Below are 22,787 nucleotides of genomic sequence, written 5' to 3'. Positions count from 1 at the left end.
GCACGGCGTCACAGACGGGCGAGCGGAAGCAGGCGGCCGATCTCCTCCGCACGCGCACCGGACGCCTCCACCCTCCCGGAGCCGACCGCGTCGTCGAAAACTTCTTGTCCGAGAACGAGACGCAGCCACGTGCGCGGATCGGTCTCGACGACGTTCGGCGGGGTCCCGCGTGTGTGCCGGGGTCCCTCGATGCACTGGACGGCGACGAAGGGCGGAACGCGCACCTCGACGCTCGATCCCGGTGCGATCTGCTCGAGGGTGCGTGCGCTGAGCCGCACGGCCGCTGCGAGGGCGGCGCGCGGCGGCTTCTCGTCGCGCTCACCCGTCACCCACGGTTCGACGCACGCGAGCGCCGCGCGCAGTTCGGCGGGATCGACCGGTTTACGTGGAGCCACGTCGGCCCAGCCTAGTCCCGGCGGGTTCGCTCGCGATCCGCACCGCGACGGCGCCGCCGGCGTTCACCGCGAGATGCGCGAGCATCGGTGCGATCACGCTGCCGGAGCGCCGTCGCAGCTCGTCGAAGACCACCCCCGCCGCCGCTGTGAACAGCACCGTACCGAGGACCGAGTCCCCTGCGCGGCGTGCGGGATCGATGTGCCACAGCCCGAACGCGACCGCACCGAGCGCTCCACCCCACCGCGGTGACATGCGCCGCGCGAGCGCGTACAGCACCGAGCGGAACACCAGTTCCTCCGTCAGGACCGTCCCGAACGGGATGTGCACGAGCACCCACTCGAGATGATCGGTGCGGCGCTCCGGCGTGGCGAACCGCCGCCTGGTCTGCGGGATCCTGAGCAACACGGCGTACGCCGCGACAGGCAGTGCGACCGCGGCGAGTTCCCAGCGCCGGCTCTCACCGGGCGCGCGCCGGCCCAGCTCCCGCGGTGAGAGGCCCCCGGCACGTGCGCCGGCGGTGACGGCGGCGGCGAAGGCGGTGTTGGCGATCGCCCGGCCGCGCGGCGGCAGTCCCATCGCCGGCAGTACGAGGTTGTTCCACCCGACCGATACGGCGGCGCACACCAGCGCCGCTCCGGCCGGTTTCACTTCTCGGGTCCGTCGTCGGCCGCGAACGCCTCGATGGCAAGACGCACACGTTCGGTGTCGGTCTCGGTCCATCCGTCGGGCTGGGTGATCTCGATCCAGCCGTCGAGCACCGATGTCCCGTAATTGTGGCCGTGCCCGTCGGGCACTCCGGCGGCGTTGGTGAGATCGGCGGAGACCTGCCAGAAGGTGACGAAGGGGAACCAGCGCATCTGCGGGAGACGATCGGGCCCCGGCGGCTCCGACAACCAGTCCGGCCGGGAGAACAGCAGATCCGGCGACCACCACACCACCGGATCGGAGGCGTGCTGGATGTAGAGCACCCGTGGCGAGAGCCAGGGCGTGTCCGGTTCGTGAACGCTTTCCGGGTCGTGGGCGAAGCGTACGACCAGACCGTCCGCGTAGACCGGCTGCACCTCGGTGGTGCCGGGATCCCGGCGCTCGACGAGTTGCCGCCACAGCCGGTTCGAATTCGGGGGCCCGACCCACAGCACCCCGTCCATCTGTGCCCGGATCTCGGCGAGGCTGTCGAACGCCCCCTCACCCGACTGCGTGCCCAGGCTCTCGCCGTACAGGAACAGGGCGGGCCGATCGTCCTCGGGCAACTGCGACCATCGCTCCTGCACACGCTCGACCAGCATTTTTCCTGCCGCTGCGGCCTTTTCGCGGTCGGCGAGGAAGGAGATCCAGCTCGGCAGGTACGAATACTGCCACGCCACCAGCGCCAGATCTCCGTTGTGGACGAGTTCCATCGCCCGCGCGGCGGTGGGGTTGACCCATCCTGTCCCGGTGGTGGGGATCAACACGAGCGCCGACCGATCGAACGCCCCGGTCCGCTCGAGTTCCGCGACGATGAGGTCGGCTCGCTCCTCCGGTGTGGGAGCCGTGTCGAGACCGACGTAGACACGGATGGGTTCCCGGGCGGGACTGACGTTCACCGAGGTCAGTTCCTCGGCGTCGAGTCCGCGCGACACGAAGTTGCGACCCTCGTAACCGAGGGTCTCCCACGCCGCGAGGGAGGCCGGGCTTCCCGACTTGGCGGGATCGAGCGGCTGGACGGCACCGGGGCGGGTGGTGTCGTCCCGCAGTCCGAAGGCCTGGTTGACGAAGGCGTAGGTGCCACGGATCAGTACGCCGTCGACGAGCATGAAGGACAGGAGAACGACGACGAGGACACCCAGTGTCCGGGCCAGCCCGAGCGGCATCCTCGTCCGGCGGATGAGTTTGGCAGCCACCCAGCGTCCGATGTCCCGCAGGCCACGCCACAGCGCGATGAGCGCCGCGGCGATCGCCAGACTCAGCAGGATGGTGCGGAGATAGCCGCTGGTGGTGCTGCCCTCCGCCCCCATCAACGCGGCGAGCTGCCGTTGCTCTTCTGCGGCGAGCACGAGTGCGACGACGGCTGCGAGGACCGCGGCGACCGGCACTGCCACTCGGACGGCACGCAGGACGTGCAGCGGTGGTGGCCACCACGGGCGTCCGGGAAGCACGAAGCGGGCGACGACCCAGCCCACGGCGCAACCGACTCCGTAGCCGATGGCGGCGTTGATGCCGCCGATGATCCCCTGGAACAACCAGTCCCGGGGAAGCAACGACGGCGTCAGCGACCAGCAGAAGAACAGTGCCGCGAATCCGATACCGGTGAAATCCAGGCTCAGCCACCCCCACACCCGGGCGGGGAAGGGATGACGGTCACCGAAATCGGTGACCGCGGCGATGATGCGGCCCTGCCGGGCCTCGAACGCCGCCAGCCGATCGACCTGGGAGGCCGGCACGGTTATCCGAACAGGTGCGGCAGAGTCCCTTCCCACACCTCGCGCAGCTCGGTCATGGGGATCGAGAACTGGCCCTGGATCTCGACGGAGTCGGATCCCTCGTCGACGACACCGATGCGCACCCACGGCATGTTGCGGGCGGTGCACATACCGGTGAAGCGCGATTCCTCGGTGCGCGGAACCGCGACGAGCACGCGGCCTGCCGACTCCGAGAACAAGGTCACGAACGGATCGGCGTCCTCGGGGAGGAGGATGCGGCAGCCGGTCTCGCCGGCCAGCGCGGCCTCCACGACGGCCTGTGCCAAGCCGCCCTCGGACAGATCGTGCGCAGCCGAGATCATCCCGTCGCGCGAACCGGCCGTGAGGATCTCCGACAGCAGACGCTCACGGTCGAGGTCGACCTTCGGCGGAACGCCACCGAGGTGATCGTGCTCGACCTGAGCCCAGATCGATCCGTCGAACTCGTCGCGGGTCTCGCCGAGCAGGATCAGCGTCTCCCCCGGCTCGAGACCGAGACCGGTGGGGATGCGGCGGTGCACGTCGTCGATCACACCGAGCACCGCGACGACCGGGGTCGGCAGGATCGCGGTGGCACCGGTCTGGTTGTAGAAGCTGACATTGCCGCCGGTGACCGGGATCCCGAGCCGGGCGCAACCGTCCGCGAGGCCACGCACGGCCTGCTGGAACTGCCACATGACACCGGGATCCTCCGGCGAACCGAAGTTCAGGCAGTTGGACACGGCCTTCGGGGTCGCTCCCGTGACCGCGACGTTCCGGTAGGCCTCGGCCAGGGCGAGCTGGGCGCCCGCGTACGGATCGAGCTGGGTGTAGCGGCCCGATGCATCGGTGGCGAGTGCGATACCGCGACCGGAGGACTCGTCGACCCGGATCACACCGGCGTCGGCGTTCTCGGCGAGCACGGTGTTGCCGCGCACGTAGCGGTCGTACTGCTCGGTGATCCACTTGCGGCTGCACAGTGCCGGGGACGCCAGCATCTTCAGCAGGGTGGCGCGCAGCTCGTCGGCGGTCTCCGGGCGCTTCAGGCCCGCAGTGGTGTTCGCGACCAGCGCGTCCTGCGAAGCCGGGCGTTCCACGGGACGCTCGTAGACCGGGCCCTCGTGCGCCACGGTGCGCGGCGGCACGTCGACGACCGTCTCGCCGTGCCAGTCGATGACGAGGCGCTCGCCGTCGGTGACCTCACCGATGACGGTGGCGAGGACGTCCCACTTCTTGCACACGGCCATGAAGGCGTCGACGTTCTCGGGTTCGACGACCGCGCACATGCGTTCCTGCGACTCCGAGGACAGCACCTCGGCGGGCGTCATACCCTTCGCGCGCGTCGGGACACGCTCGAGGTAGATGTGCATACCGCCGTCGCCGGCAGCGGCGAGCTCGGAGGTCGCGCAGGACAGGCCGGCACCGCCGAGATCCTGGATGCCGACGACGAGCTTCTCGCGGTACAGGTCGAGGCAGCACTCGATGAGCACCTTCTCGGTGAAGGGATCGCCCACCTGCACGCTCGGCAGCTTCTTGGGGCGGCCGCCGCCGCTGTCGTCGAAGGTCTCGGAGGCGAGGACGGAGACACCGCCGATGCCGTCGAGACCGGTGCGGGCTCCGAACAGGATGACCTTGTTGCCGGTACCCGAGGCGTGGGCCAGATGCAGGTCCTCCACGCGCATCGCACCCGCGCACAGTGCATTGACCAGCGGATTGCCCTGATAGGACGCGTCGAAGACGGTCTCGCCTCCGACATTGGGCAGACCGAGGGAGTTTCCGTAGCCGCCGACGCCGCGCACGACACCGTCGACGACCCGGCGGGTGTCGGGATGATCCGCGGCACCGAAGCGCAGCTGGTCCATGACGGCGATCGGGCGGGCACCCATGGCCATGATGTCGCGGACGATGCCGCCGACGCCGGTCGCCGCACCCTGATACGGCTCGATGTAGGACGGGTGATTGTGGGACTCGACCTTGAAGGTGACGGCCCAGCCGTCGCCGATGTCGACGACGCCCGCGTTCTCGCCGATACCGGCGAGCATCGAGGTCCGCATCTCGTCGGTGGTGGTCTCGCCGAAATAGCGCAGGTGCACCTTCGACGACTTGTACGAGCAGTGCTCGGACCACATGACGGAGTACATCGCGAGTTCGGCGTCGGTGGGGCGCCGTCCCAGGATCTCCTTGATCCGGGTGTACTCGTCTTCCTTCAGACCCAGCTCCCGATAGGGCTGAGCGGCATCGGGGGTTTCGGCGGCGTGGGAGACGGTATCCACGTGCGGTGACACTGGGCGTCGGGTCCCTTCACTCTGGGATCGAAAACAGCAGGCCGGGCGGGAACTGCCGCGGGTCAGTCTATCGGTGCGCAGGGGTGACGGGGTCCACCGGTGCGGGGACGAGCGCGGACGGCGCGACGGTGATCGTGCTGCCCACCGCCTCGAGGGTCACGGGGGCCGTGTGCTCGCCGTCGAACCGGTACCACCCGTCGACGAGGGTGAAGGCCGCGATCACCGGTGGCCCGGCGAGATCGACGATCCAGTACTGAGGGATACCGGCCTCCGCGTACTCGGAGAACTTCGTGACCCGATCGGTGCGCGCGGTGCCGTCGACGGTCACCTCCACGACCAGCTTCACCTCCGAGACCGGTGCCCGATCCGGATCGGCCTCCACGAGCGCCCTGCTCACCACGACGACGTCGGGGCACCGGACGGTCAACGGGTCGTCCGCCACCAGCACCTCGGCACCTGCGAGGGCGCGCCATTCGTCGGGCAGACTCTCGTCGAGCAGCAGCGCGAGCACGACCACGGCGTGGTCGTGGGCCTCGCCGGGCGGGGGCGCCGCGATCAGCACACCCTCGCACACCTCCACGTGATGTCTGCCGGAGTCGGGCAGCGCCGCCCACTCGTCGAGGGACAGCAGGTGATCGGGGTAGGACGGGACGTTCACGGCATTCCCCCGTTCTCGCCGACCGGACAGGACCGTGTCCAGTGTGTCACCGGTGGGCGCGGAGGGACGGACGATTGCCGTCACGGGACCGGGGTGAGGAAGGCGGCGAGGGCTCGCGCGTAACTCGTCACGTCGTCCGTGCCCATGAACTCTCTCGCCGAGTGCATCGCGAGCTGGGGGGCACCGACGTCGACGGTCGTGATCGCCGTTCTCGAAGCCGTGATGGGACCGATCGTGGAGCCGCACGGAAGGTCGGCGCGGTGCACATATCGCTGCAGTGGCACTCCGGCCTGCTCGCAGGCCAGTGCGAAGGCTCCCGCGCCGGTCGCGTCGCTGGCGTACCGCAGATTCTGGTTCACCTTCAGGACCGGTCCGCCGCCCACGGCGATGCGGTGGGCGGGTTCGTGCCGCTCCGGGTAGTTGGGGTGCGTGGCGTGCGCCATGTCGCCCGACGCGACGATCGAACCGGCGCGGGCACGCAGGAACTCCTCGCGTCCGCCGCCCCGGAGCAGGACGATCCGTTCGAGGACCGCACCGAGCAACTCAGAGAAGGCACCCCGATCGGACATGCTGCCGACCTCCTCGTGGTCGAACAGGGCGAGCAGGGGAAGCGGACCGCCGTGCTCGGCGACGTGATCCGCGGCGTGGAGCAGTGCCTGCAGACCCGCATAGCAGGTGACCTGGTTGTCGAGACGTGGTGCGCTGACGAGAGTGCGATCCGCACCCACGATCGAACTCGGGGCGAGGTCGTGGGTCATCAGCTCCCAGCCGAGCACACCGCCCGGGTCGATCCCGTGCTGCTCGGCGACCCACGCGATGAACGAGCGCGGTTCGGTACCGATCCCCCAGACGCCGTTCACGTGTCGTTGCGGGTCGAGCTGCACACCCTTGCGGTCCTCGGAGAGGTGGATGGCGAGCTGCGGGACGCGCAGTACCGCGGCGTCGACGCGGACGAGGACGTCCTCGGTCGCCCGGCCCGAGCGCACGGTGAACCGGCCCGAGATCCCGAGGTCGCGGTCGAGCCAGGAGTTGAGCCAGGCACCGCCGTACGGTTCGAGACCGACGAGCTGCCAGCCGGCCGACGTGAGATCGGGATGCTGCTTGACGCGCAGGTTGGGGCTGTCGGTGTGGCCGCCGACGATACGGAAGGGGGTGGCCGGGTCGTCGGCGACGCCCTCGGTGCTCCACGCGATCAGCGATCCGCCCCGCACCAGGAAGAAGCGTCCCGGCTCGGACGGCCAGGCCTGCTGCTCGCCCAGTTCGGTGAAACCGGCCTCCGTCAGGGCCGCCGCGACGGTGGCGCAGACGTGGAACGGCGACGGCGACAGGTCGACGAAATTGCAGAGACCCTGAGCATCGGCACGCATGGAAGACATGACTGCATCCTCCCATCACCGACCCGGTGGGTGCCCGCCGAAGACCGTCACGGCCGGTCGGCTTCCGGCGACCGGCGAAGAGATCAGTGGTCGGCCGAGACGCAGAACAGGTTGCCGTCCGGATCGGCGAGGGTCACCCAGCGGAAGTCGCCCATGACCACGCGCCGGACCTCGTTCGCCCCGGCCTGTGTGAAGCGCTCGACCTCGGCATCGACGTCGGTGGTGACGAGATCGAGGTGCACCCGGTTCTTCCCCGGCGTCGGGTCGGGCACCTTCTGGAAGCCCAGTCTGATGCCCTGCGGGAGGGAGACGATGTAGAACCACCCGTCGTTGTCCTGTTCCACACGCCCGGCGGTGCGCTCGGCCCACCAGGCCGCGAGCGGTCCCGGATCGGTGGCGTCGAAGGTGATCATCGCGACGGTCGCTGCCATGGCGCGAGGCTACCGCCCGGGAACGACATCGAGGCCCGGGACGAGCAGGTCCGATTGCGTAGTCCTACTCAGGACACGCCCATTCGTCTCGGGCACACTGGTGCGCGATGTCGCGGTAGGGGGATGACGACGGCATCGCGCCCGGGCTTTATCGGGGGGTCGAGCTCCGGGTTTCGGGACGAGGGATTTCGCAGCCGATCGGGACGGCCGCGGAGTCCCTCGTTCCGTCTTCCCGGAGGGTCTCGCTTCTCCGGATCACCTCAGCCCACCCGCCGCAGGCAGAACAGCCACTGTTCGGCGAGCACGGAGACGAGTTCTCCGAAATTCTCGTCGTGCCCCTGCACGAGCGCGAAGTGGAAGTTCCGGTCCGTCGACATCAGCATCGACGTCACGTGGAGCCGGGCACGGTGCCGGGCAGCCGGATCCGGCTGCCGCCCGAGCAGATTCCGCATGCCTTCCGCGACCCGCCGCAGCATCGCGAACCACTCGTCCGACACGAGCGGCTCGTGGGCCAGTGCCTGCTCCATGCTCGCGAACTCCGGACGGTGCTCGCGCCAGAACTCGGCGTGTTCCTCCAGCCACGCGACGACGTCCTCGAGTGCCGGATCGACCATCGCGTCGAGCCGTGTGTACGCCTCGGCGATGGGGTCCTCGAGCGCCGCCATGTGCGACTGCACGATCTCGGCCTTCGACCGGAAGTGCAGATAGAAGGTCGCGCGGGAAACACCGGCCGCCTTGGCGATCGCATCGGCCGTGGTGGCGGTGTATCCCGCCTCGACGAAGAGCGCCCGCGCCGCTTCGACGAGCGCGTCACGAGTGGCCTGTTTCTGCTCGGCCCTCGTCAGCTTGACTCGCACCCGTACCTCCAGCCTGTCGTCGGACGAGGAACCCTACCGCGCGCGGAGGACACGGCAGGGTTCCTCGTGCAGGTCAGGCGTCGAGTACGAGCTTCGCGCAATCCTTCGCGGCACGCGAGACGCAGGCCATCATGGTCTCGTTCGCCTCCTGCTCCGACGCGGTGAGGATCGAGTCCCGGTGATCGGCGCGGCCGGAGAGGATCCGCGTCTCACACGTTCCGCAGGTGCCCTCGAGGCACGACGACAGCATCCGGACTCCGTGGGCCTCCGCGACCTCGAGGACCGACTTGTCCGCGGGCACCGTCGCCGTGACCCCCGAGCCCGCGAACTCGACTTCGAATGCCACGTCGGGCTCGGTGCGCACGATCTGCTTCGCGGCGAATCGCTCGGTGACCAGGGAACCCACGGGCCAGTGGGCGCTCGCCGCTTCGATCGCCTGCAGCAACGGTTCGGGGCCGCAGCAGTAGATCAAGGTGTCGTCCGACGGTTCGGCCAGCAGCGTTCCGAGGTCCAGCAGTCCGTACTCGTCCTGCGGGCGCACCGTGACCCGGTCGCCGTACCGTTCGAGTTCCCCGAGGAACGCCATCGACGCCCGGCTGCGACCGCCGTACAACAGCGTCCACTCTCCACCGGACGCTTCCACCTGCTCGATCATCGGCAGGATCGGCGTGATGCCGATTCCACCGGCCACGAAGATGTATCGTGCCGCGCGACGCAGCGGGAAGTTGTTGCGCGGGAAACCGACCGTGACGGTCGAACCGGCATGCACGTGCTCGTGGACGTAGCTCGATCCGCCACGTGATGTGGGCTCGCGCAGTACGCCGATCCGCCACCGGGCCGCGTCCTCCGGCGACGAGCACAGTGAGTACTGGCGCACGAGCGCGTCGGCACCCTCGCCGAGGTGGACCTCGGTGTGGGCTCCCGGCTTCCACCGCGGCAGCGCCTGGCCGTCGGCGTGGCCGAGGGTCAGCGAGACGACGCCGTCGGCCTCCTCTCGTCGTTCGAGGACGGTGAGCGAGAACTGCCGTGCGACGGTCTTCTTGGCACGTTCGACGTCGGCGACGTCCCAGGTGACCGGCAGCGTGCGGCGCACGGGGAGCAACGCGATCGGCAGGAAGTCCAGCGGCACGTCGTCGGTGGGCCGCAGTGACGGCAGGCGCTCGAACAGCACCTTCAGGGCCGTCGCACCCTGGACGCGGGCGAGTGCCTGCCCGAGGCAGGTGTGCCGGCCCTGCGTGAACGCGAGGTGGTCCTCCGGCTCGGGCCGGTGGATGTCGAAATCGAACGGACGCGCCGTACGAGCCGGATCGGTGTTGGCACTGGCCAGGGCCAGCCACACCATGTCGCCCCGTTCGATCTGCGCGCCACCGAGTTCGATGTCCTGCTCGGCCTGCCGGGCGGCGAAGGTCGACGACGGACGGCGGCGCACCGTCTCCTCGAAGACCCGCGGCCACAGGTCCGGGTCGGCGATCGCCTCGGCGAGCACGTCCGGATTCTGCGCCAGGAACAGCACCGCGTTCGACACGGCCTGTGTCGTGGAGTCGACGCCGGCCATCGCGAATTCCGTGAGGTGCACGGCGATCTGGGCCGACGAAAGCATGGGCTCGCCGTCCTTGCCCGTGACGATCGCCATGTCCGAGATGAGGTCGGCCCCCGGATTCGCCCGCCGCTCGTCGATGATGCCACGCAGCACGAGCGTGGCGTCGACGTACCGCTGCCACACCTGCGTCCGCATCGGTTCGGCCATGGGCTCGGCCGCGGATGCGAGGATCATCGCGAAGTCGTCCCGGAGCTGACGCATCATGGCGTCGTGCTCGTAGCCGAGCCCCATGTGCGCCATGATCGTTCCGGTCGTGAGCTCGAGTGCGTACTCGGTGACCAGATTGGCCGACCCGTTCGTCTCGAACCGGTCGATGATGCGGTGCGCGCGGGCTTCGATCTCCGGTCGCAGCGCTTCCATCCGCGCCTTCGTGAACCCGCGCTGCGCCACGAACCGGTGATCGGTGTGGCTCGGCGGGTCGGATCCCACGAGGATCTGGGTGATCAGGTCCGGCGGCACGATCGAACGGAACTGCTCGGGGACGTCGATGGTGCCGGAGTTTCCGCCCGAGGTGAACTTCTGCCAGTCGGCGAGCACGGTTTCGACGTCGTCGCGACGGGTGACGATCCACGCATTCAGATGCGGATAGAAGAAGACCGGCGTCTCGTCGCGGAACTTCGCGAAATGCTGTGCGGGATCGACGAAGTAGTCGCTACCGAGGGCGTCGAAGCCGTGTGCCACCGGGCAGCGTGCCGCCGGGGCTTGGGGGGTGAGGGTCATGACGGGCTCCCATCCCGGCCGTAGCCGGAACGTTGCAGGGGTCGTGTGGTTCAGACGGCCGCGGCGGCGGCCATGGTGGACAGCTTCTGGAATCGCGCGACGTTCTCGCCCTCGTCCATGCAACCGGCCGACAGGAATACGAAGGTCATGTCGAGTTCCGGATCCACCCAGAACAGCGACGAACCCGCACCGTAGTTGCCGAAGGTACGCGGTGAGGTGAACGGGCCGAAGAAGGATGCGTGGGATCCGGTGCCCGACAGGGAGAATCCGAGACCGAAGTTTCCGGGCGGAGTTTCCCATCCACGGGCCGCGGCGATACCGGCATACAGATCGTTGGGCATCGTGCCGGTCTGCAGGGTCGTCGCCTGGTCCACGACGACGGGGGCGATGAGATACTCGCCGTCCACTTCGCCCTTGCGGCGGAACATCTCGGCGTACGCGAAGATGTCGTCGACGGTGCTCACGGCGCCGACCCAGGGGATCTCCGATTCCTCGGTGATCGCGTCGTTGAGGTCCTCGATGTCGGCGGGCGACAGCCAGCCGTTGTCGGGGACGTACGCCTTGAGCGGCACCGCGTCGGCACGCCATGCCTCCGGGAGGCCGAAGGCGGTGCGGTTCATGCCGACCGGTTCGAAGATCAGGTCCTTCGCCAGGTCGCGGAAGCGGTCGTAGCCGTAGACGCGGCGGACCATCTCGCCCATCAGGGCATGGTTGATCGAGGGCGCGTAGTTCAGATTGGTGCCGGGTTCGTTGACGACATCCACCGAGCACAGTGTCTCGATGACGTCGGCGAGCACACCGAAGCGATCGGGCCCGAGACCGGGATTCGGCGTGGCGGGCATGCCGGATCGATGGGTGAGCAAGTGGTGCAGGTTGATCCGGTCCTTGCGCACGGACCGGAAGACGTCGGTGCCGAAGAACTCGGGGATGATGTCGACCACGCGGGTGGACAGCGCCAGCTTTCCTTCCCCGAGTGCACGGTAGGCGAGCGCGTTGGTGAACGACTTCGTCATCGACAGGATGCGGAAGACGTTGTCACGGCGCAGCGGGGTGTTCGTCGCGCGTTCGGCGTAGCCGATGGTCTCGTTCACGGCGATGTCGCCGTGGCGGGCGACGATGATGTTGACACCGTCGTAGTCCCCGCGATCGATATCGCGACGGATCTCGTCGGTCAGACGGGTGAGGGCCTTGGAGTCGAGAGCGGAGTGGGCGAGGGCGGTCATCGTTCGACGTTCCTTTTCTCGGAGGAGGGGTGGGACAGCGGCCGGGAGCGGTCACATGACGAGGCCACCGGAGGGCGAGAACGTCTGCCCGGTGTAATAGGCGCCTTCCTCACCGGCGAGGAACAGCACGGTCCGCGCGACCTCCTCGGGGGTGGCGGGCCGCTTGATCGGCTGCAGGGACACGAGGAACTCGTTGAACTCGGGGTCGGTCTGACGGAACAGCGGGGTGTCGACGGCGCCGGGCGCGAGGGCGTTCACTCGGATACCGAAGGGCGCGAGTTCGGTCGCCGTCTCGCGGGTGAGGCCGAGGACGCCGGCCTTCGAAGCCGGATAGTAGGCGGGCATCGCGACGGACATCAGCGCGGCGGCCGACGAGAAGTTGACGATCGCTCCCCCACCGGCCTTCTTCATCAGCGGCACCGCCGAACGCGTGGTGTAGAACGGCCCGTACAGGTTGATCTTGAGAACGCGATCGAAGTCCTCGTCGGTCACCGACTCGAGGAACTCCGGATGGTGGGCCCGGCCTTCCTTGGCGGCGGTGAAGCCTTTGTAGTTCTCCTCGTTGAGCGCCTCGGCCGCCGCGCGGTTGGGGGTGTTGACACCCGCGGCGTTGACGAGGACGTCGAGATGCCCCTGCTCGCCCTCCACCCGTGCGAAGGCCGCACGCACGGCATCGGGATCGGCGATGTCGAGGGGGACGGGGCGTGCTCCCGGAAGCGCGGCGAAATCGCGCTCGAGATTCTCGGCCGAGATGTCCGCCCCGTACACGATGGCACCCTGCGCGGCGAACGCCGCAGCGGTGGCCAGGCCCATGCCCGACGCGGCACCGGTGACGAAGACGGTCTTGTCCTGGAACTGCATTCGATACTCCTCGACGATCGGCGGAGAACTCCCTGCGGAGCCCGACGGGTCGAAGCATGACATTTCGGTAGACATATGTCTAGCGAAATTTTGCACAAGGGCACCCACCGCAGCACAGGGCGGGTGATCCACCCCGGGAAGCGCGAAGCCCCCACCGGCCCGGAGGTCGGTGGGGGCTTCGGAGATCCCGGCTGTGCGGTTACGCGTTCACGACCGCATCCAGAACGCTGTAGAACATGCCCAGCCCGTCGTCGCTGGGACCGGTGAGCGCCTCGGTGGCATGCTCCGGGTGCGGCATGAGACCGACCACCCGACCGTTCGCCGACGAGATGCCCGCGATGCCGCGCTGCGAACCGTTCGGGTTGTCGCCGGCGTAACGGAACACGACGCGACCCTCACCCTCGAGTTCGTCGAGCACCTTCTCCGACGCCTGGTAGCGGCCCTCACCCGACTTGAGCGGGACGAGGATCTCGGCGCCGGCCTCGTAACGCGACGTCCACGCGGTGGTGGTGGACTCGACCTTCAGCCACTCGTCGCGGCAGACGAAGTGCAGGCCGGCATTGCGGGTGAGCGCGCCCGGCAGCAATCCCGCCTCGCACAACACCTGGAAGCCGTTGCAGATGCCGAGGACCGGCATGCCCTTCTGCGCGGCCTCCACGACCTTGCCCATCACCGGCGCGAAACGGGCGATGGCACCGCAGCGCAGGTAGTCGCCGTAGGAGAAGCCGCCGGGCACGATCACCGCGTCGACACCCTTGAGGTCGGCGTCCCCGTGCCACAGGCTCACGGCCTCACCACCGGCGAGATTCACCGCACGGGAGGCGTCGACGTCGTCGAGCGTTCCCGGGAAGGTGATGACTCCGATGCGTGCGCTCATGCGTCACCGTCGATCCGCCGGATGGCCCAGTCCTCGATCACCGTGTTGGCGAGCAACGACTCGGCGATCTTCTCGAGCTCGGCGTCGTCGACGCTGCCGTCGACCTCGAGCTCGAAACGCTTGCCCTGACGGACGTCGGTCACGCCCGCGAAGCCCAGCCGCGACAGCGCCCCGGTGATGGCCTGACCCTGCGGGTCGAGAATCTCGGCTTTGGGCATGACTTCGACGACGACACGCGCCACGTGCTGCTCCTCGGTAGTAGTGCTGGCGCCCGGGGACGGACACCGGACATCCAGCAGTTTACCGGCCGCGGCCACCGGGACGGGCATCGGCCGAGGTCCCGCTCGGGCGAGGCCCGTCACGCCCGTTCAACGCCGCTCGGCAGCAACGAGTTCGCGCACGCGGGGCGCGACCTCACCGCCGAAACGTTCGAGGTCGGACCGCTCGTCACTGCCGAGGACGAAGGTGCTGGTCCCGTGCCGCAGGGTCAGCTCGGCGAGCTGTTCGGCCCACACCTCGGAGGGCCCGTGCAGGAACGAGCCGTCCGCCGGGTCCGCGAACGTGCCGGAGACGTTGTAGAGGCGACGGATCGCGGCGGGATCACGTCCGGCACGGTGCGCGCCCTCGTCGACGCGGGCACTCATCTCCCCCAACCTCTCGGGTCCGGCGGCGAACGAACTCGGCAGCCATCCGTCGGCGAAGCGGCCGGTGACGTCGAGCATCCGCCTGCCGTAGGCGCCGATCCAGATACCGAGATCGTGCGCGGGGAGAGGGCCCCGCTTCGCGCCGGTCAGACGGTAGTACGTGCCGTCGACCCGGGCCGCGCCCTTCTCGTCCGACCACAGGGCACGGATCACCTCGATCGCCTCGATCAGCGCGTCGACCGCTTCGCCGGGATTGCGGCGCGGCCCGCCGTTGGCCGCAACGGCGTCCCGGAAGGCACCCGATCCGAGACCCAGTTCGACGCGACCGCCGCTGAGCCGGTCCAGCGAGGCCGCGCTCCGCGCGAGGATCACCGGCCCGCGCAGGGGCAGATTCGCCACATTGGGCGCGACCGTCACGGTCGTGGTGCGCGCGGCGATCCAGGAGAGCAACGTCCAGGTGTCGAGGAAGCGCGGCTGGTAGGGATGGTCCTGGATCGTCACCAGGTCGAGTCCGGCGCGCTCCGAGACCACGGCGAGGTCGACGACGCCCGCCGGGTCGGCGGCGGAGGGCGTGAGGAAGCTGCCGAAGCGGAGTTCCTGTCCGTAATCGGTCATTCGGGAGCCTCCCATCACAGGTGCCGGGTCGCAGTTCCGGCGCTCACCGGCACCGTCTCCGAACCGGTCGAATTTAGTTGATTACGCAACTATATCACCGGCCTCGTTCCTCCACGCGGAACAGCGGGCACGATCCGCGATACGACCAGCGACAGGCCGAACAGCGGCATACTCGAGCCATGCGACTGACCCATTTCGGCCACTCCTGCCTCCTCGTCGAGCATCTCGGCTCGAAGATCCTCTTCGACCCCGGAAACTTCTCGCACGGATTCGAAGGCCTCACCGGTCTCGACGCGATTCTCGTGACCCACCAGCACCCCGACCACGCCGACACCGCGCGACTGCCCGCCCTCCTCGACGCGAACCCCGACGCGGCACTGTTCTCCGACCCGCAGTCGGCGGATCTGCTCGACGGGAACTGGTCCGCCGTGCGGCCCGGCGAGAGCGTCACCCTCGGCGCCCTCACCGTCCGCGGCACCGGCGGACGTCACGCCGTGATCCACCCCGACATGCCGGTCATCGACAACACCGCGTTCATCGTCGGTGACGACGAGAACCCGGCCCGGCTGCTGCACCCGGGCGACTCGTTCTACATCCCGAACGAGCGGATCGACGTGCTCGCCTTCCCGTCCACGGCTCCCTGGCTCAAGGTCTGGGAATCGGTGGACTACCTGCGCGCGGTGAACCCACGGGTGGCCGTCCCGATCCACCAGGGCATCGTCAACGACAACGGTCGCGGCCTCTTCTACGGCCGCTACCAGGACCTCGCGCCCGAAGGGACCGAGTTCCGCGTGCTGCCGCACGAGGAGGACGTCGAGGTCTGATCCGTCACCGGGCGGCGGCGCGACCGGCCGCCCGCCCGGAGAAGATGCACCCTCCGAGGAAAGTGCCTTCGAGCGACCGGTAGCCGTGCACGCCACCACCGCCGAAGCCGGCGACCTCACCCGCCGCGAACAACCCCTCGAAGACCGACCCGTCCGCTCGCAGCACGCGGGACGACAGGTCGGTCTCGAGTCCACCGAGCGTCTTACGGGTGAGCAGGTGCAGCTTGACGGCGATGAGAGGCCCGGCCTTCGGGTCGAGGAGCCGATGCGGCGCGGCGATCCGCGCGATCCGGTCGGGTGTGTAGGCGCGGGCCGCGCGCACCGCCGCGACCTGCAGGTCCTTCGTGTACTTGTTGTCCATCTCGCGGTCGCGCGCCTCGACCACCGACCGGACCTGCTCGTAGTCGAGCGGCGTCTCGGGGGTGAGTTCGTTCATTCCCGCGACCAGATCGGCGAGGGTGTCGCGGACGACGAAGTCGACGCCCCGCTGCTTGAAGGCCTCGACCGGGCCGGGCGCACCGTGCCTCACACGCTGGAGCAGCAGCCGGAGGTCACGTCCGGTCAGGTCCGGATTCTGCTCCGACCCCGAGAGCCCGAATTCCTTCTCGACGATCTTCTGGTCGAGCACGAACCAGGTGTGGTCGTGGCCGGTGCCCACGATGTATTCGAGCGTGCCGAGCGTGTCGAATCCCGGGAACAACGGCACGGGCAGGCGCTTGCCGGTGGCGTCGAGCCACAGCGACGAGGGGCCGGGCAGGATGCGGATACCGTGGCCGGGCCACACCGGGTCGTAGTTGGTGATCCCTTCGGTGTAGTGCCACATGCGGTCGCGATTGACGATGTTGCCGCCGGCCTTCTCGGTGATCTCGAGCATGCGCCCGTCCACATGCGCGGGCACGCCCGTGAGCATGTGCTTCGGCGGCTCACCCATCCGCTTCGGCCAGTTCTTCTTCACGAGGTCGTAGTTGCCCCCGATCCCGCCCGAGGTGACGATCACCGCTCCCGCCGAGAACTCGAAGTCGCCCACCACGGTGCGCGAGGACGCCACACCCCGCGGCGCGTCGGTGGGTTCGAGGACCGCTCCGCGCACACCGGTGACGGCGCCGTCGGTGACGATCAGTTCGTCGACACGGTGACGATGCTTCAGCGTGACGAGGCCGCGGTCGACACCCTGGCGTAGCTTCCGCTCGAAGATCTCCACGAGACCCGGGCCGGTACCCCATGTGATATGGAAGCGCGGCACCGAATTGCCGTGTCCGGCAGCGTCGTATCCACCGCGTTCGGCCCAGTTGACCATGGGGAAGATCTTCAGGCCGCGCTGCTTCAGCCAGGCGTGCTTCTCCCCCGCCGCGAACTCGACGTACGCCTGAGCCCACCGCCTGGGCCAGCGGTCCTCGATCTCGCGGTCGAAGCCCGCGGTACCCATCCAGTCCTGCAGGGCGAGTTCGTAGGAGTCCTTGATGCCGAGCCGTCGCTGCTCGGGACTGTCGACGAAGAACAGGCCACCGAACGACCAGAATGCCTGCCCGCCGAGGTTGTTCGAGTTCTCCTGATCGACCAGGAGAACCTTGCGGCCGGCGTCGACGAGCTCACCGACTGCCACGAGTCCCGCCAGTCCCGCCCCCACCACGATCACGTCAGCGTCCATGCCTGCCGACATTACCGAGCGCGGGTGGCGGCGGGGAGCCCCGTGGGGAACCGGTGGGATCAGGCGGCGCTCACACTCCCGGGACGTCGCGGCCGGCGGTAGACGACCGGTTCGGCCCCGTGGCGCAGGGCGATGTCCACCGCGTCGAGGATCGCCTGCCGAGGCCCGGGCTCGGCGAGGCGAGGACCCGAGATCGCCAGACGGAGCAGTTCACCCCGGCGCGCCACCCGCGAGGCACCGATCACCACCGCCCGGCACCACCAGGGCTCGGCCCTCACTCCCCCACCGATTCCGTACACCCGCGCCTCGAGCACGGTGCCCGTCCTGAGGTCGCGGATACCGGCGAGATCCACCATCACCCGGAAACCGACCTGCGGGAGCGCCGCCACCGCACCGGATGAGGCGAGCCCGCGCGGCGGTGCGAACAATCGCGTCCGGAGCCCGGTGTCCTCGAGTACCCGGTCCGCGGCGAGCAGGCGCAGCCGTGCCTCGTGCTCGGGCAGTGCGGCGAACTCGGCGCGACGACGTTTCGTCGCCGCCCGGTCGTATCCGTGCAACACGATCGCGTCGCCGCCCTCGCGGCGCTCGAGCAGCCACTCCTGGATCGCCGGATCCTGCACGAGGCGGTAACCGTCCTTCGCCCGAGGCGCGACGAACAGCGACAGTGGCACCCCGCGGACGTCCATCTCACGTGCGAAATCCTCCACGGCGTCGCGGGTGGCGTCCCGGATCCCCGATACCGACACGATCATCTCTCCGCTCACAGCTCCGAGCCTGCCGCACCCGGGTGAACGAGAACCTGCCGGACAGGAGAACTCCCGGTGAAACCCGCCCGGTGGAACGCCCCTCACCCCACACCGGGACATGTCACCCACCTTGCCCGGAGGATGGCGATGCCCGACGAACCACACGTAGACCGGCGGGTTCACCGAGGTTCCGGTATCGCTCGTACGGACACGATTCCCAGCCGCATCCCGCTGATCGGGATTGTGTCGACGGCCACACCGGACCAGGCATAGCGTCCGAGCGTGACAGTCCTGAACCAGACGTATACGCGCCTCCTCTCGCCCGGCACCATCGGGCCCATCACCCTGGACAACCGGGTCGTGATGCCCGCCATGGACATGAACCTCTGCGAGGACGGGGAGATCGAGCAGGGTGACATCGACCATTTCGTCGCCCGCGCGGCCGGCGGCACCGGGCTGATCGTCACCGGGTGCTGTGCGGTCGCCTACCCGGCGGGCTGCACCAGCACCAAGGAACCCGGATTGTCGGAGGACCGTTTCATCCCCGGTCTCCGCGCTCTCGCAGACGCCGTTCACGAGGCCGGCAGCAAACTGTGTGTCCAGATGGTGCACCACGGCAAGGTCGCACGCATCGACACCCTGCAGGGCCGGCCGCAGCTCGTGCCGAGCATCCCGAAGCCGCCGAGCGACATGAGCGCGATGGCCGACTGCACGCCCGAGGAACTGCAGCGTATGGCCGCCATCCAGAGCGGTAAGCAGGCCACCTACAACGAGGCCACGGAGAGCGACATCGAGTGGCTCGTCCGGATGTTCGCCGAGGCCGCCGGCCGGGTCGCGGCCGCCGGAGCGGACGCCGTGGAGATCCACGCCGCGCACAACTACGTCCTCGGCGCCTTCCTCAGCCGCTACACCAACCAGCGCACCGACGAGTACGGCGGTTCGCTGGAGAACCGGGCCCGGCTGACCTGCGAGGTGATCCGCGCGGTCAAGGCCGCGGTCGGCGATCGTCTCGCCGTCATCGTGCGCCTCGCAGGGCAGGAATACGGGGAGACCGACGGTCTGACCGTCGAGGAATCCGCCGCTGCCGCCGCATTGTTCGAACAGGCCGGGGCCGACGCCATCCATGTCACGGGCACCGCGCTGAACGCGTTCGCGAACTTCACCGACGGTCCCCTGCCGGACAAGGTCGGCTACTACACCCACAACGCGGCGGTCGTCAAACGTGCGGTGTCCGTTCCGGTCATCACCGTCGGCCGCATGCTGCCGGAGGTCGGCGAGAAGATGATCGCCGAGGGCGTCACCGATTTCGTCGCGATGGGCCGTCAGCTGCTGGCCGATCCCGCTGTCGTCACCAAGCTGCGGGCGGGACGCAGCGAGCAGATCCGCCCGTGCATCAACTGCTATGTGTGTGTGCAGGAGAACTTCTGGGATGCCACGCCGATCTGCGCGGTCAATCCTGCGCTCGGCAACGAAGCACTGGTGCCCTTCGTGCGCACCGCGACGTCGAAGCATGTCGTGGTCGTCGGAGCCGGCCCGGGTGGTCTCGAAGCGGCACGGGTCGCCACCGAACGCGGGCACCGGGTCACCGTCCTCGACAAGGCCGACCGGCTCGGCGGCACCCTGTGGTTCTCGACTCTCACCACCCCGGACAACGAGCGTCTGCTGAAGTGGCTGACCGCCGAGATCAACCGCCTCGGAATCGACGTCCGGCTCGGCACCGAGGCGACCGCCGAGTCCGTACGCGCCCTGGATCCGGACGTGGTGGTGGTCGCGACCGGCGCGATACGGGAACGGCCGACCGTACCCGGTGGCGACCTGCCGCACGTGCACACCGGTGACAGCATGCGGGCGCTCATGACGGGCGCAGGCGACGTGTCGGACCAGTCCCTCGTGCTGCGTGCGATGGGCCGGCTCGGCAGGCTCGCACACATCACCACGAGCCCGGAGAGGATCCGCACCCTCAGCCGCAGATTCCTCCGTTTCCTTCCCATGGCGAAGGATGTCGTCGTGATCGGCGGGTCGCTCGTCGGGCTCGAACTCGCGGAGTTCATGGCCGAGCGGGGAAGCCGGGTGACGCTGCTCGCCGAAGGGAAGCAACTCGGAGTTCCGATGGCGATGCCGCGCAGGTGGACGGCCGTCAAGCACGCCCGCGAGGTGGGCCTCGAGGTGCATCGTGGTGCGACGGTTCAGCGCATCACCCCGAAGACGGTGGAGTTCACCGTGGACGGCGAGACGAAATCGGTACGCGCCCGCATGGTCGTGGTCGCGTCCGGTGTGTCGGCGGCAGCACCGCTCGCCGACGAACTGGCCGGCTCCGGCATGGACGTCCGTATCGTCGGCGATGCCGGCCGGGTCGACTACATCGAGGGCGCCATCCACTCCGCATGGAAGGTCGCGACCGAGTTGTGAGCCGGCCCCCGGAGGGTCGCGACCGCACGGCACAGCCGACGGTCGCGACCCACCGGATCAGGCCTCCTGCCGTGCCCGGTCGCGGCTCTCGAATCGGTCGCGATGCACGGCCTCCTCGAGCGGCCGGCCCCGGCGCCACCCGAACCGTTCGAGGTCGGGTACTTCCTGCAGCCGGGTGACCGGTCCGACGCACAGCCATGCGATGGGGCGCACCGGGGTATCCACCCCGATGAAGTCCGCGAGGAAGTCCTCCTCGTAGAACGACACCCAGCCCACGCCGAGCCCCTCCGCGGTCGCGGCGAGCCAGAGGTTCTGGATCGCGAGCACCGCGGAGAACAGGCCCGATTCGTCGATGGTGTGCCGGCCGAGGATGTGCTTCCCGCCGCGCTCGGGGTCGTAGGTGACGACGATGCCGGTCCCGGACTCGACGATGCCTTCGACCTTGATCGGGTCGAAGGTGCTCTTGCGGTCCTCGGGAAGCGAATCCGCGAAGGCCTGCCTGCAGCTCGCGACGTGCTCGGCGAACTGCGACAGACGTTGCTCGTCCTGCACGACGACGAAATCCCAGGGCTGGGTGTTGCCGACGCTCGGCGCATGGTGAGCGGCCCGCAGGACACGCATCAGCACGTCCTCCGGGAGTCGGTCACCGCTGAACTCGGCGCGCACGTCGCGGCGCATGCGGATGATGTCGTACAGCGCGTCGCGCGCTTCGGTGCTGAACATGTCGATCAAGCCGGCAGGACCGCTTCGATGGCCTCGACGACTTCGGGTGCATCCGGTTCGGTGCGCGGCCGGAAGCGGTTCACCACGCTGCCGTCCGGCGCGATGAGGAACTTCTCGAAGTTCCACTGGATGTCGCCGGCTTCCCCGGAAGCGTCCGGGTGCCGGGTGAGCTCTGCGTACAGCGGGTGGCGGTTCTCGCCGTTGACCTCGATCTTCTCGAGCAGCGGGAAGGTCACGCCGTAGGTCGTGGAGCAGAACTCCTGGATCTCCTCCGGCGTGCCGGGTTCCTGCCCCATGAACTGGTTGCACGGCACACCGACGACGAACAGGCCGCGGTCGCGGTAATCCTGTGCGAGCTGTTCGAGCGCCGTGTACTGCGGGGTCAGACCGCACTTGGACGCGACGTTGACGACGAGGACCGCATGTCCGTCGTAGGCGCCGAGATTCGTGGGTTCACCCGAGAGGGTGTTGATCGGGATGTCCTGCAGAGACGTGGTCATGTCTACAAGTTAGCCTGCCACCGGCTCTGTTCTCCGGAACGGGGAGCGCCGGGCGACGATCTCGACGATCACCGCAATGCGCCGGCAATCCGGGAGGCGCCTTCAGGAGACCCGGTCGAACTCGTCCTCGATGTCCCATTGCATCTCGTCCGTGCTGTAGTCCTGCGCGAGCTCGCGAGCTCGGATGAACTGCGTGGCGATCAATCGCGAGGTGCGCAGAACTGCGGCGGCGGCCTTGTGACGGTCGAAACGGCCGGTCGCTGCCGAGACACTCACCGCCGCGATCGGCCGCCCGTTGACGAGCACGGGCGACGCGGCCGCGCTCATCCCGACGCTGAACTCGTCACAAGCCCAGGAATGGCCGTTCTCGCGTACCTCGGCGAGCTGGGACCGCAACCGGCCCGCGTGACGGACAGTATGGCTCGAACGGCGGTCCTGCCGGATGTGCCACGCGATGGCGCGATCGCGGCCCTCGGTGTCGAGAAAGGCGATGAGGGCCTTTCCCGAAGCGGTGCTCAATGCCGGTGCCCGCCCGCCGACCACGGGAGTGACGATCCGGCTGCGCGAACTCGTGATCTGGTCGACGAGGATGACGTCCCAGGCTTCCAGGATCGACAACCCGACCGTGGCACCGACGTGCAGGAACAGATCGCCGAGCAGCGGAGCAGCGACCTCCTTGAGGCCTGTGGGACGACTGTGGACGAAGTGGTTTCCCAGTTCGAACATCTTGACCCCGAGCCGATACTGGTTCCCGTTGCGGATCACGTGCCCGCTCACTGTCAACTGCCCGAGGATGCGGAATGCAGTCGACTTCGGCAGCGCGGTGCGTTGCGCCAGTTCGGTGAGACTCATGGTGTGGCCCGCGTAGAGGAACGCGTCGAGGAGTGACAGCGCGCGGCCGACGGCGATGCTCGGCTTGACGTTGACGGGCGCTTCCTGAGGGTCGCCGAGATTCACGGCTCACTCCCTTTCGTGTA

Annotated in this window: 21 protein-coding genes; 2 read left to right on the top strand and 19 right to left on the bottom strand. The window is 68.7% G+C overall.

Going from position 1 to position 22,787, the window contains the following annotated elements; all coding sequences use genetic code 11:
- Window positions 1–8 precede the first annotated feature (8 nt).
- From MOM01_RS11815 to MOM01_RS11750, 14 genes are all read right to left on the bottom strand, one after another.
- A complete protein-coding gene (locus MOM01_RS11815; protein ID WP_241385629.1) occupies window positions 9–395 on the bottom strand; it encodes a sterol carrier family protein in 387 nt (128 codons plus the stop codon).
- Window positions 382–1,044 carry a CPBP family intramembrane glutamic endopeptidase gene (locus tag MOM01_RS11810; RefSeq protein WP_241385628.1) on the bottom strand — a complete coding sequence of 221 codons (663 nt, stop codon included), beginning with the start codon at window positions 1,042–1,044 and terminating at the stop codon, window positions 382–384. The genes MOM01_RS11815 and MOM01_RS11810 overlap by 14 nt, the downstream gene beginning before the upstream one ends.
- Complete coding sequence (locus MOM01_RS11805) at window positions 1,041–2,816, bottom strand: alpha/beta hydrolase (RefSeq protein ID WP_241385627.1); 1,776 nt, start codon at window positions 2,814–2,816, stop codon at window positions 1,041–1,043. The genes MOM01_RS11810 and MOM01_RS11805 overlap by 4 nt, the downstream gene beginning before the upstream one ends.
- Window positions 2,817–2,818: 2 nt before the next feature.
- Window positions 2,819–5,098 (bottom strand): phosphoribosylformylglycinamidine synthase subunit PurL, encoded by a 2,280-nt coding sequence (gene purL, locus MOM01_RS11800; protein ID WP_241385626.1) that lies wholly within the window; start codon window positions 5,096–5,098, stop codon window positions 2,819–2,821.
- A gap of 67 nt (window positions 5,099–5,165) precedes the next feature.
- On the bottom strand, window positions 5,166–5,756 hold the full coding sequence (locus MOM01_RS11795) for a Uma2 family endonuclease (RefSeq protein WP_241385625.1): 591 nt from the start codon (window positions 5,754–5,756) through the stop codon (window positions 5,166–5,168).
- Window positions 5,757–5,836: 80 nt separating this feature from the next.
- Window positions 5,837–7,132 (bottom strand): M18 family aminopeptidase, encoded by a 1,296-nt coding sequence (locus MOM01_RS11790; protein ID WP_241385624.1) that lies wholly within the window; start codon window positions 7,130–7,132, stop codon window positions 5,837–5,839.
- Between the two features lie 83 nt (window positions 7,133–7,215).
- Window positions 7,216–7,563, bottom strand: a complete 348-nt coding sequence (locus MOM01_RS11785) for a VOC family protein (protein ID WP_241385623.1) — start codon at window positions 7,561–7,563, stop codon at window positions 7,216–7,218.
- Window positions 7,564–7,823: 260 nt separating this feature from the next.
- Window positions 7,824–8,420, bottom strand: a complete 597-nt coding sequence (locus MOM01_RS11780; RefSeq protein ID WP_241385622.1) for a TetR/AcrR family transcriptional regulator — start codon at window positions 8,418–8,420, stop codon at window positions 7,824–7,826.
- 73 nt (window positions 8,421–8,493) lie between these two features.
- Window positions 8,494–10,740, bottom strand: a complete 2,247-nt coding sequence (locus MOM01_RS11775; protein WP_241385621.1) for a cytochrome P450 — start codon at window positions 10,738–10,740, stop codon at window positions 8,494–8,496.
- A gap of 50 nt (window positions 10,741–10,790) precedes the next feature.
- On the bottom strand, window positions 10,791–11,963 hold the full coding sequence (locus MOM01_RS11770) for a serine hydrolase domain-containing protein (RefSeq protein WP_241385620.1): 1,173 nt from the start codon (window positions 11,961–11,963) through the stop codon (window positions 10,791–10,793).
- 51 nt (window positions 11,964–12,014) lie between these two features.
- Window positions 12,015–12,824, bottom strand: coding sequence for an SDR family NAD(P)-dependent oxidoreductase (locus MOM01_RS11765; RefSeq protein WP_241385619.1), 810 nt, complete (start codon window positions 12,822–12,824; stop codon window positions 12,015–12,017).
- Window positions 12,825–13,023: 199 nt separating this feature from the next.
- Complete coding sequence (purQ, locus tag MOM01_RS11760) at window positions 13,024–13,701, bottom strand: phosphoribosylformylglycinamidine synthase subunit PurQ (protein WP_241385618.1); 678 nt, start codon at window positions 13,699–13,701, stop codon at window positions 13,024–13,026.
- The gene (gene purS / locus MOM01_RS11755; RefSeq protein ID WP_241385617.1) at window positions 13,698–13,943 is read right to left on the bottom strand and encodes a phosphoribosylformylglycinamidine synthase subunit PurS; all 246 of its coding nucleotides are present in this window, start codon (window positions 13,941–13,943) and stop codon (window positions 13,698–13,700) included. The genes purQ and purS overlap by 4 nt, the downstream gene beginning before the upstream one ends.
- A 126-nt stretch (window positions 13,944–14,069) precedes the next feature.
- Window positions 14,070–14,960, bottom strand: coding sequence for an LLM class flavin-dependent oxidoreductase (locus tag MOM01_RS11750; protein WP_241385616.1), 891 nt, complete (start codon window positions 14,958–14,960; stop codon window positions 14,070–14,072).
- Between the two features lie 179 nt (window positions 14,961–15,139).
- Here MOM01_RS11750 and MOM01_RS11745 point away from each other — a divergent pair, with 179 nt between their 5' ends.
- Window positions 15,140–15,784 (top strand): MBL fold metallo-hydrolase, encoded by a 645-nt coding sequence (locus MOM01_RS11745; RefSeq protein ID WP_241385615.1) that lies wholly within the window; start codon window positions 15,140–15,142, stop codon window positions 15,782–15,784.
- Between the two features lie 4 nt (window positions 15,785–15,788).
- On the opposite strand, the gene MOM01_RS11740 is transcribed toward MOM01_RS11745, so the two are convergent.
- Window positions 15,789–17,432 carry an FAD-binding dehydrogenase gene (locus MOM01_RS11740; RefSeq protein WP_241385614.1) on the bottom strand — a complete coding sequence of 548 codons (1,644 nt, stop codon included), beginning with the start codon at window positions 17,430–17,432 and terminating at the stop codon, window positions 15,789–15,791.
- Window positions 17,433–17,491: 59 nt separating this feature from the next.
- A complete protein-coding gene (locus MOM01_RS11735) occupies window positions 17,492–18,196 on the bottom strand; it encodes a DUF2334 domain-containing protein (RefSeq protein ID WP_241385613.1) in 705 nt (234 codons plus the stop codon).
- A gap of 264 nt (window positions 18,197–18,460) precedes the next feature.
- Here MOM01_RS11735 and MOM01_RS11730 point away from each other — a divergent pair, with 264 nt between their 5' ends.
- Window positions 18,461–20,587, top strand: a complete 2,127-nt coding sequence (locus tag MOM01_RS11730; protein ID WP_241385612.1) for an oxidoreductase — start codon at window positions 18,461–18,463, stop codon at window positions 20,585–20,587.
- Window positions 20,588–20,644: 57 nt separating this feature from the next.
- Here the strand turns inward: MOM01_RS11730 and bluB are convergent, their stop codons facing one another.
- The 3 genes from bluB to MOM01_RS11715 form a co-directional block, all read right to left on the bottom strand.
- Window positions 20,645–21,310: a 5,6-dimethylbenzimidazole synthase gene (gene bluB / locus MOM01_RS11725; protein WP_241385611.1), complete on the bottom strand. Its 666-nt coding sequence runs from the start codon at window positions 21,308–21,310 to the stop codon at window positions 20,645–20,647.
- Window positions 21,311–21,315: 5 nt separating this feature from the next.
- Window positions 21,316–21,810 (bottom strand): glutathione peroxidase, encoded by a 495-nt coding sequence (locus MOM01_RS11720; RefSeq protein WP_241385610.1) that lies wholly within the window; start codon window positions 21,808–21,810, stop codon window positions 21,316–21,318.
- Between the two features lie 102 nt (window positions 21,811–21,912).
- Window positions 21,913–22,767 carry an IclR family transcriptional regulator gene (locus tag MOM01_RS11715; protein ID WP_241385609.1) on the bottom strand — a complete coding sequence of 285 codons (855 nt, stop codon included), beginning with the start codon at window positions 22,765–22,767 and terminating at the stop codon, window positions 21,913–21,915.
- Between the last annotated feature and the right edge of the window lie 20 nt (window positions 22,768–22,787).

Origin of the sequence: Rhodococcus sp. CH91, from assembly GCF_022554085.1 — a bacterium.
Taxonomy (GTDB): Bacteria; Actinomycetota; Actinomycetes; order Mycobacteriales; family Mycobacteriaceae; genus Rhodococcus.
The sequence above is the reverse complement of the archived record's forward strand: the minus strand, read 5'-3'. Positions and strand labels throughout refer to the sequence as shown.

What these genes read in the sequence shown, in the direction of transcription:
- MOM01_RS11720 (WP_241385610.1), bottom strand. Translation starts at nt 21,810, where the DNA reads ATGACCACGTCTCTGCAGGACATCCCGATCAACACCCTCTCGGGTGAA.
- MOM01_RS11745 (WP_241385615.1), top strand. Translation starts at nt 15,140, where the DNA reads ATGCGACTGACCCATTTCGGCCACTCCTGCCTCCTCGTCGAGCATCTC.
- MOM01_RS11775 (WP_241385621.1), bottom strand. Translation starts at nt 10,740, where the DNA reads ATGACCCTCACCCCCCAAGCCCCGGCGGCACGCTGCCCGGTGGCACAC.
- MOM01_RS11770 (WP_241385620.1), bottom strand. Translation starts at nt 11,963, where the DNA reads ATGACCGCCCTCGCCCACTCCGCTCTCGACTCCAAGGCCCTCACCCGT.
- MOM01_RS11750 (WP_241385616.1), bottom strand. Translation starts at nt 14,960, where the DNA reads ATGACCGATTACGGACAGGAACTCCGCTTCGGCAGCTTCCTCACGCCC.
- bluB (WP_241385611.1), bottom strand. Translation starts at nt 21,310, where the DNA reads ATGTTCAGCACCGAAGCGCGCGACGCGCTGTACGACATCATCCGCATG.
- MOM01_RS11790 (WP_241385624.1), bottom strand. Translation starts at nt 7,132, where the DNA reads ATGTCTTCCATGCGTGCCGATGCTCAGGGTCTCTGCAATTTCGTCGAC.
- purQ (WP_241385618.1), bottom strand. Translation starts at nt 13,701, where the DNA reads ATGAGCGCACGCATCGGAGTCATCACCTTCCCGGGAACGCTCGACGAC.
- MOM01_RS11740 (WP_241385614.1), bottom strand. Translation starts at nt 17,432, where the DNA reads ATGGACGCTGACGTGATCGTGGTGGGGGCGGGACTGGCGGGACTCGTG.
- MOM01_RS11785 (WP_241385623.1), bottom strand. Translation starts at nt 7,563, where the DNA reads ATGGCAGCGACCGTCGCGATGATCACCTTCGACGCCACCGATCCGGGA.
- MOM01_RS11765 (WP_241385619.1), bottom strand. Translation starts at nt 12,824, where the DNA reads ATGCAGTTCCAGGACAAGACCGTCTTCGTCACCGGTGCCGCGTCGGGC.